The sequence below is a fragment of the Streptomyces sp. NPDC005899 genome, assembly GCF_040629645.1.
GTDB lineage: Bacteria > Actinomycetota > Actinomycetes > Streptomycetales > Streptomycetaceae > Streptomyces.
Map to the genome: position 1 here is coordinate 1 of NZ_JBEXWB010000307.1, position 7,734 is coordinate 7,734.

The 7,734-nt window shown below is 68.0% G+C and carries 5 protein-coding genes; all 5 read right to left on the reverse strand.

Annotated features, from left to right (window positions below):
- Nucleotides 1-59 precede the first annotated feature (59 nt).
- The 5 genes from ABZ371_RS25845 to ABZ371_RS25865 all read right to left on the reverse strand — a co-directional run bounded on the left by ABZ371_RS25845 (nucleotide 60) and on the right by ABZ371_RS25865 (nucleotide 7,353).
- On the reverse strand, nucleotides 60-2,108 hold the full coding sequence (locus ABZ371_RS25845; RefSeq protein WP_358683796.1) for a glycosyl hydrolase family 28-related protein: 2,049 nt from the start codon (nucleotides 2,106-2,108) through the stop codon (nucleotides 60-62).
- Between the two features lie 131 nt (nucleotides 2,109-2,239).
- Entirely contained in the window at nucleotides 2,240-3,844 is a 1,605-nt protein-coding gene (locus tag ABZ371_RS25850; RefSeq protein ID WP_358683798.1) for a glycoside hydrolase family 13 protein, read from the reverse strand.
- A gap of 121 nt (nucleotides 3,845-3,965) precedes the next feature.
- Nucleotides 3,966-4,841, reverse strand: a complete 876-nt coding sequence (locus ABZ371_RS25855; protein ID WP_358683800.1) for a carbohydrate ABC transporter permease — start codon at nucleotides 4,839-4,841, stop codon at nucleotides 3,966-3,968.
- A gap of 15 nt (nucleotides 4,842-4,856) precedes the next feature.
- Nucleotides 4,857-5,816, reverse strand: coding sequence for a sugar ABC transporter permease (locus ABZ371_RS25860; protein ID WP_358683802.1), 960 nt, complete (start codon nucleotides 5,814-5,816; stop codon nucleotides 4,857-4,859).
- A gap of 118 nt (nucleotides 5,817-5,934) precedes the next feature.
- Nucleotides 5,935-7,353: an extracellular solute-binding protein gene (locus ABZ371_RS25865; RefSeq protein WP_358683804.1), complete on the reverse strand. Its 1,419-nt coding sequence runs from the start codon at nucleotides 7,351-7,353 to the stop codon at nucleotides 5,935-5,937.
- Between the last annotated feature and the right edge of the window lie 381 nt (nucleotides 7,354-7,734).

Sequence of the window (7,734 nt, forward strand, 5' to 3'; positions counted from 1 at the left end):
GACCGGACCGCGGTCCGGTCGCCCCGCCCACACCTTCATGCATGCTTGCGGACGAGGTGTCACCAGGTTGACGGTGCCGGGGGCGCGACGACCGGAGGGCGGTCGTCGCAGGTGATGGTGTTGGGGAGCATCCACGGTGCCAGCCAGCCGCCGTCGTTGCCGCCGAGGTCGGTCAGCGCGAATTCTGATCCTGTCGCGGGGAAGTTGAAGGAGCCGCAGTTGTTGACGCCCACTGCCCCGACGTTGCGGGCGTCGACGTTCTCGAAGGTGGCGGCTCCCTTCGCCCGGGCGCTCAGGACGGAGGTGCCGGTGCCGTCGACGCGAACGCCCTTGAAGTGGACGCCGGGGATGGTGACCTTGTCCTTCACGCCGTACTCGCTGACCAGCATGATCGCGTTGTAGGTGGAGTCCAGGTAGTGGTCGCCGGTGACCTGGATGTCGGCGTCGATGCTCTTGTCCAGGGCGTAGAACCAGATGGCTCCCAGGCCGATTTTCCAGTTCAGGTCGAGCGTGCCGGCCCGGACGGTGGTGTTGTCGGTGAAGCGGAGGGTGCCGGTGAAGGGTTCGGCTCCGAAGCGGGAGCCCGCGTGCAGACCGCTGCCCTCGCGGACGGGGTCGGCGACGAGGTTACCGCTGACGGTGTTGTCCTGGCCGCCGTAGATCGCGATGCCGTTCGCGAGGGTCGGGGACTGGACGGTGTTGCGGGAGAAGGTGTTGCTTGCGTCGGCGGTCTTGTCCGACCACATGGCCAGGCCGTCGTCGCCGGTGTTGCGGATGAAGTTGTTGTGGGCGAGGGAGTCGGTGACTCCCTCGTGGAAGTTGAGGGCGTCGGCGATCTGGTCGGTGATCACGTTGTTCGTGACCTTCACGTTCGACATGGGGCCGTCGAACCAGAGGCCGACCTTGGTGCGGTGCAGGTACAGGCCGTCGATGGTGGAGTCGCTCATGGCGCCACCGATGGCGTTCACCTGGTCGCTGTCGATCCGCTCGCGGACGTCCCCTTGGATGGCGAAGCCGGATAGGTGCACGTTCCGGCTGCCGCCTTCGGCCGCGTTCTTGCCGTACAGACCGACCCCCGTGTGGCGGGAGCCGTCGGGGCCGGGTTCGGCGAGGGTGACCTGCCGGCCTTTGAGGATGGTGTGCCAGTTGCCGGCGCCGACGATGGTGACGTTGTCGACGATGATGTGCCGGTCGACGCGGAACGTTCCCCGGGGGAGGTGGACGGGCCGGTCCAGGCGCCGGGCGAGGGCGATGGCGCGCTCGATGGCGGGGGCCGCGTCATGTCGGCCGGTGGGGTCGGCACCGAAGGCCAGGACGTTCACCGCGCCGTGTTCCACGTGCGGCCGGGCGACGAGTTCGGTGTCGAGCAGGTCGATCACCGTCCAGGCCGCGGTGCTGCCGGCCGGGGCGGTGAGGCGGATCCGCTGTCCCGCCCGGTGGGTCTTGCCGAGGAGGAGACGCTGCTCGTCGTAGAAGTGGGTGGGTCGGAAGGGCTTGGTGATCTCCGGCGCGGGAGTGGTGACTGCCGGGACGCAGGCGCACTCGGTGGTCCACCAGTCGGGGTGGAGCAGGTCGGCGCGCGGGTCGTTGGTGAAGGGGTACTGGTTGTAGAGCCAGGAGTACCGGGACGTCAGGGTCATCGTCTTGCGGTGGCGTCCGTCGACGCTCACGTCGAGTGGAGCGGTGATACCGCCGCCCTCGGGCGCGTCGGGGATGCTGTAGCGGACAGTAAGGGCGTTGGCGTCCCGGGGAAGGACGAACTCGACGTACTGTCCCGGAGCCAGCTGTACGGCGGAGCGTCCTGAGGCTTCGGAGGGAAGTGTGTAGGGGGTGCGGTCGGGTCCGATGACCTTGCCGTCGGTGGTGGCGTTCTCCGCCTCCTGTTCGTCGAAGGCGACGGTGGCTCCGCGGCCTGCGACGAGCGCCGGAGCGAGGGCGGCTCTGGTGACGACCGGGGCGGCGGTGCGGGCGCCCGGGTCCTGGTCGGCCGGGCTCGCCGTCGCGAGGCCGTCGAGGATCACGCTCAGGCTCAGTGTGAGGGCGGCGGTGGCCAGGAGGGTTCTTCGGCGGCCGCGTACACCGCGTCCGGTTCGGCTGTTGTTTCGCATCGCGGCTCGCTTCTGTCAGAGGTGAAGGAGAAGCCGCCCGAGCGTGCGGGTCGGGCGGTGGGAGCAGCAGGCCCGGTGCGCGGACCCTGGAGAGGGTCCGGGCACCGGGCATCCCTCCGGTGGCGGCGCGGTCAGGTACGCAGCCAGACGGCGGTGTCCGAGGGGAGCGTGCCGTCCGCGGGCAGCTCCTCACTGGCCAGCAGAACGTCGGTGTGCGGCGGAAGGAGTACCGAGTGGCTGGAGAGGTTGGCGACGCAGAGGAGGTCGTCGGCACGGGCGAAGGTCAGTACGCCGTCGGGCGAGGGCTGCCAGTCCATGGGTCCGTCGCCGAATCCGGGTTCCTTGCGCCGCAGTTCCAGCGCCGAGCGGTAGAGGCTGAGCATCGAGCAGGGGTCGGCGGCCTGCCGGTCGACGGCATAGCGTGCCCAGTCGGTGGGCTGCGGCAGCCACGGCTCCGTACCGCCGCCGAAGCCGAAGGAGGGCGTGTCGGCTTCCCAGGGCAGAGGGACGCGGCATCCGTCGCGGCCGGGGTCGGTGCCGCCCGAGCGTGCGTGCATGGGGTCCTGGATGCGGTCCAGAGGGATGTCGGCCTCGGGCAGGCCCAGTTCCTCGCCCTGGTAGAGGTAGACAGAGCCGGGCAGGGCGAGGGTGAGCAGGGCGGCCGCGCGGGCACGCCGGGTGCCGAGGGCCAGGTCGGTGGGGGTGCCGAAGCGCTTCTTCGCGAAGTCGAAGCCGGTGTCCTCGCGGCCGTAGCGGGTGGCGGTGCGCGTCACGTCGTGGTTGCACAGGACCCAGGTGGCGGGGGCCCCGACGGGAGCGTGTTCGGCGAGTGTGTCGTCGATGGTGCGACGCAGCCGCTCCGGCTCCCAGGGGCAGGAGAGGAAGTTGAAGTTGAACGCGGTGTGCAGTTCGTCCGGGCGCAGGTAACGGGCGAAGCGTTCCGCGTCGGGCAGCCAGACCTCTCCGACGAACACGCCGTCGAACTCGTCCGCGATGGTCCGCCAGGAGCGGTAGATGTCGTGGATCTCGTCCAGGTCGATGTACGGGTGCGGGTCGACGCCCTCGATGAAGTCGCGGAGATCCGCGTCCTTGGTGAGCAGGGCGGCGGAGTCGATGCGTACGCCGGCGACGCCTCGTTCGAACCAGAAGCGCAGCACGTCCTCGTGTTCGCGGCGCACGTCGGGGTGGGACCAGTTGAGATCGGGTTGTTCGGGGGTGAAGAGGTGGAGGTACCACTCGCCGTCCGGGACGCGGGTCCAGGTGTTGCCGGAGAACTGGGAGGGCCAGTCGTTGGGCGGGAGTTCGCCGGTCTCTCCGCGGCCGGGCCGGAAGTGGAACCGGGCGCGCTCCGGGCTTCCCGGGCCGGCTGCGAGTGCGGCCTGGAACCAGGCGTGCTGGTCGGAGACGTGGTTGGGGACGATGTCGATGATCGTCCGGATGCCGAGTTCGCGGGCCTCGGCGATCAGCTTCTCGGCTTCGGCGAGGGTGCCGAAGGCGGGATCGATGGTGCGGTAGTCGGCGACGTCGTAGCCGCCGTCCACCAGCGGAGAGAGGTACCACGGGGTGAACCAGACCGCGTCGACGCCGAGTTCGGCGAGGTAGGGCAGTCTCGCCCGGGCGCCCGCGAGGTCCCCGGTGCCGTCGCCGTCGCCGTCGGCGAAGCTGCGTGGGTACACCTGGTAGATGACGGCGTCGCGCCACCAGTCGTCGGTGCGGGGCGGTTGAGGGGCTGCCACGGATCGGTCCTTTCGGGCAGGGTGGTTCTTCGCCGCCGGCCCTGGTAGCGGGGCGGCGATCGGGCCGGCGGCGAAGGCTTATGGGGTGCGGGCTCGTGCTGAGGCGGGGGTTCGGGCTTGCTCAGCCCTTGAGGCCGCCTGCGGTGAGGCCGCTCATGATGTTCCGCTGGAAGATCATGAAGATCAGCAGGGTGGGGATGGAGGCGATGGTCAGCGCGGCGATCAGTACGTTGGCGGGTACGCCGTTGGAGAGTGAGTAGATGCCCACGTTGAGGGTCTGCTTCGACGGGTCGGGCAGGGTCAGCATGGGCCAGAGGAAGTCCTTCCACACTCCCACGACCGCGAAGATCGATACGACGCCGAGGATGGGGCGGGAGATCGGCAGCACGATCGACCACAGGACCCGCATGGAGGAGGCTCCGTCCATCGAGGCCGCGTCGAGAAGCTCCTTGGGGATGGAGTCGAAGAACCGCTTCAGCAGGAAGATGTTGAAGGCGTTGGTGACGGCCGGCAGCCAGATCGCCCAGGGGGTGTTGAGCAGGTTGCGCTCGATGACCGGGACGTCGAGCACGGTCAGGTACTGGGGGACGACGAGCACGGTCGCCGGGATCATCAGAGTCGCGAGCATCATGCCGAGGATCGCCTTGCCGAACAGGGGCCGCAGCTTCGACAGGGAGTAGGCGGCCGCGACGTCGAGGACCAGCTGGAAGGCGAGCGCGCCGAAGGCGTAGTAGAGGGTGTTGAAGAGGAGTGTGGCGAGGTCCATCGCCTCCCACGCCTGTGAGTAGTTGTCCGGCTCGAAGGAGTCGGGGACGAGGGTGGGCGGGGTCTGGATGACTTCCTGGGCATCCTTGAAACCGCTGGACACGAGCCAGTAGAGAGGGCCCAGGAAAACCAGGGTGAACAAGGCGATGACGACTGCGAAGACGGTCCAGTAGAGGACCTTGCCCCGGGGCCTGGCGAGGACGGCCGGCGAGATGAGCGTGCGTGTGGACATGGCTGGTCTCCGGTCCTACTCGTCCTCGGCGCGGCTGAGCTTCACGTACACGGCCGAGAAACCGGCCAGGAGTACGAGCAGGAGCAGGCCGAGCGCCGCCGCGGCACCGTAGTTGTTGAAGTTGAATGCGTATTGGTAGACGAGGTAGACGATCGTGGTCGTCGAGCCCTCGGGGCCCGCGCCGCCGGTGAGGAGGAACGGCTCGACGAAGACCTGCATCGTCGCGATGACCTGCATGAGTGCCATCAGCGAGAGGATGAGTCGGGTCTGCGGGATGGTGACGTGCCAGATCTTGCGGAGGATTCCCGCTCCGTCGAGTTCGGCGGCTTCGTACAGCTCGCCGGGGATGGACTGGAGGGAGGCGAGGTAGATCAGGGTCGCGCCGCCCATGTTCATCCAGGTCGAGGCGATGACGACGGCGAGCAACGAGATGTCGGGATCTTGCAGCCATTGCTGTTCGGGCAGGCCGATCGAGGTGAACAGTTCGTTGAGGAGGCCGTAGCCGGGGTCGTAGAGGTACTTGAAGAGGAGGACCGAGGCGACCGGTGGCAGCATCACGGGCAGGTAGACGAGCAGCCGCAGGTAGCCCTGGCCGTGCTGGAACTCGTTGATGACGACGGCGACCAGGAACGGCACCGCGAAGCCCAGGACCAGTGCCAGCACGGTGAACAGGGCGGTGTTGCTCCACGCCTGCCAGAAGGCCGGGTCGTTGACGACGGTTCTGAGGTTGTCGAGGCCGACCCAGGTCGTGCGGCCGTCCTCGGTCTTCTGGAAGGCGAGGAAGAACTCCCGCACCATCGGGTACCAGGAGAAGACGCCGAAGCAGAGCACCGCGCCGATGAGGAAGGCGTGGGCGGTCAGGTTGCGCCGCAGGCTTCTGGCGAACCGGCCGCCGGGGGGCGTATGGCCCGTTGCCGGAGGCGGGGAAGGACGGAGGTGGTCCGCCTTGCTCGGGGTCAGACTGGGGGCCGACATCGTCTCTCCTTGGTACTGTCTGCCGGTTTCGGACCCGACGGAGTCGGGCGCTACGCGCCGGCCTGCTGGGGCCGGCCGCCGGGTGGGGCAGACGCGTGCCTGCCCCGCCCGGCCCCGCTCACTGGTTGGCCAGGACCTGGTTGACCTGGGTCTCGGCCGAGGAGAGCAGCTTGTCGATGTCGGCGTCCTTGTTGGTGAGGACGGCCGACATGATGTTGTCGAGGATCTTGTAGACCTCCTGCGCCTTCGGCGGCTCGGTCTTGCCCGCGACGGGGTTGTCCATGAAGGTCTTGAAGTTCTCGACCGGCATGGTGGCATGGGCGATGCGCGCGGCGTCATCCGTGGCCTTGGACTCGTTCAGCCAGAAGTTCGGCTGCGGGATACCCACCGGCAGGCCGTCGGCCTTGGTACGGGCCCAGTCGAACTGCCCCTTGCCGACCGTCAGGTTCTTGTAGTTGAGCCAGGCGACAGCGGCCTTGATCTTGTCGGAGGAGATCCCCTTCTTGATCATGTAGTTGTTTCCGCCGGCCAGCGTGTTCTTGCCGCCGGGGATCGGGCCCATACCGAAGTTCTCGTACTTGGCGCCGAGCTGCTGCGCCATGTAGGCGATGTCGTCGGGGGCGGCGAGGAACATACCGAGCTTGTCGGTGGATATCTGCTTCTGCAGCTCGCCCCACTTCAGCAGCTGGGTCTTGCCCATGGAGTCGTCCTCCCACCGCATGGCGTGGAGGTTCTCGGCGACCTGCCTGCCGAGCTCGTTGTTGAACGCCGCCTTCTTGCCGCTCGCGTCGACCACGTCGCCGCCGACGCTGTACATCTGCGCGGTGAAGTGCCATCCGCCCTGGTTGCCCGCGCTGTACTCACCGAAGCCGGAGACGCCCTTGCCGAGGCCGGCGATCTTCTTGGCGGCGGCCCGCACCTCTTCCCAGGTGCGCGGCGGGGCGTCCGGGTTCAGGCCCGCGTCCTTGAAGAGCTTGCGGTTGATCAGCAGGCCCATGGTGTAGTTGCTGGTGGGCAGGCCGTAGAGCTTGCCGTCCTGCTTCAGGGAGTTCAGGACGTTCGGGTCGATGTCCTTAAGCGCCGGCACGGACGTGTCGTTGACGTACGCGGTGATGTCCTCGGCGCCGTCGTTGTCGAGGACCTGCGGCAGGTCGGTGAAGTAGGTGTAGAACACGTCCGGCTGTGACTTGGCCTTGAGCATCGCGGTGAAACGCGGCGGCTCCAGACACTGGCCCGGCGTCGAGCGCCCTTCGATCGTGACGTTCGGATAGATCTTGTTGAAGGCGGCGACGTCCTCCTTCCACTCCTTCAGCTCGGGTGCCTTGACCGTGGGCGGCATGCAGTCGATCGTGAGCGTCACCTTGGCCTTGGGGTCGAGCGGCTTCGTCGGATCGGACGAACCGTTCTGCTGGGACCCGCCACCGCTGCTGTCGTCGCTGCTGCTTGTGCCACAGGCGGCGAGCGCGGTCAGTGACAGAGCGGAGACGAGGGTGATCGCGGCGGCACGACTACCGCGGCGGAACCGGGCACTTCTCATGAGTGGACCCCTTTGGGCATGAACGAGGAGGAGCGGTGCGAAGACGTGAGTCCCCCCACCGATGGTGGCGTTGTGGGGATGCGCACACTCAATCACCACCAACAAGTGAACGCAATATCTCGCGCTCATCTCGCAATTGCCTGACAGAACGTCGTAATCGAACCGTGACCGAACGCAGAGGGCCGTCAAGCGTGAGGTCGCATCGACGTGGTCGCGCCCGCCGCGACTTGACGGGGCGGCGGGCGGCAACCGCCCCTCGCGGCCCTCGGGCGGCATCGAACGCGGCCCATGCGCCGGGGTGGGCTCGGCCCCTCGAGCGCCCGGCGAGGGCACTGTGGGCCCCCTGCTGCCGCGCGTTGCGGCCTGGCGACGTCATGCGAC

Coding starts and splice junctions, on each gene's coding strand:
- ABZ371_RS25845 (WP_358683796.1), bottom strand. CDS start 2,108: ATGCGAAACAACAGCCGAACCGGACGCGGTGTACGCGGCCGCCGAAGA.
- ABZ371_RS25855 (WP_358683800.1), bottom strand. CDS start 4,841: ATGTCCACACGCACGCTCATCTCGCCGGCCGTCCTCGCCAGGCCCCGG.
- ABZ371_RS25860 (WP_358683802.1), bottom strand. CDS start 5,816: ATGTCGGCCCCCAGTCTGACCCCGAGCAAGGCGGACCACCTCCGTCCT.
- ABZ371_RS25865 (WP_358683804.1), bottom strand. CDS start 7,353: ATGAGAAGTGCCCGGTTCCGCCGCGGTAGTCGTGCCGCCGCGATCACC.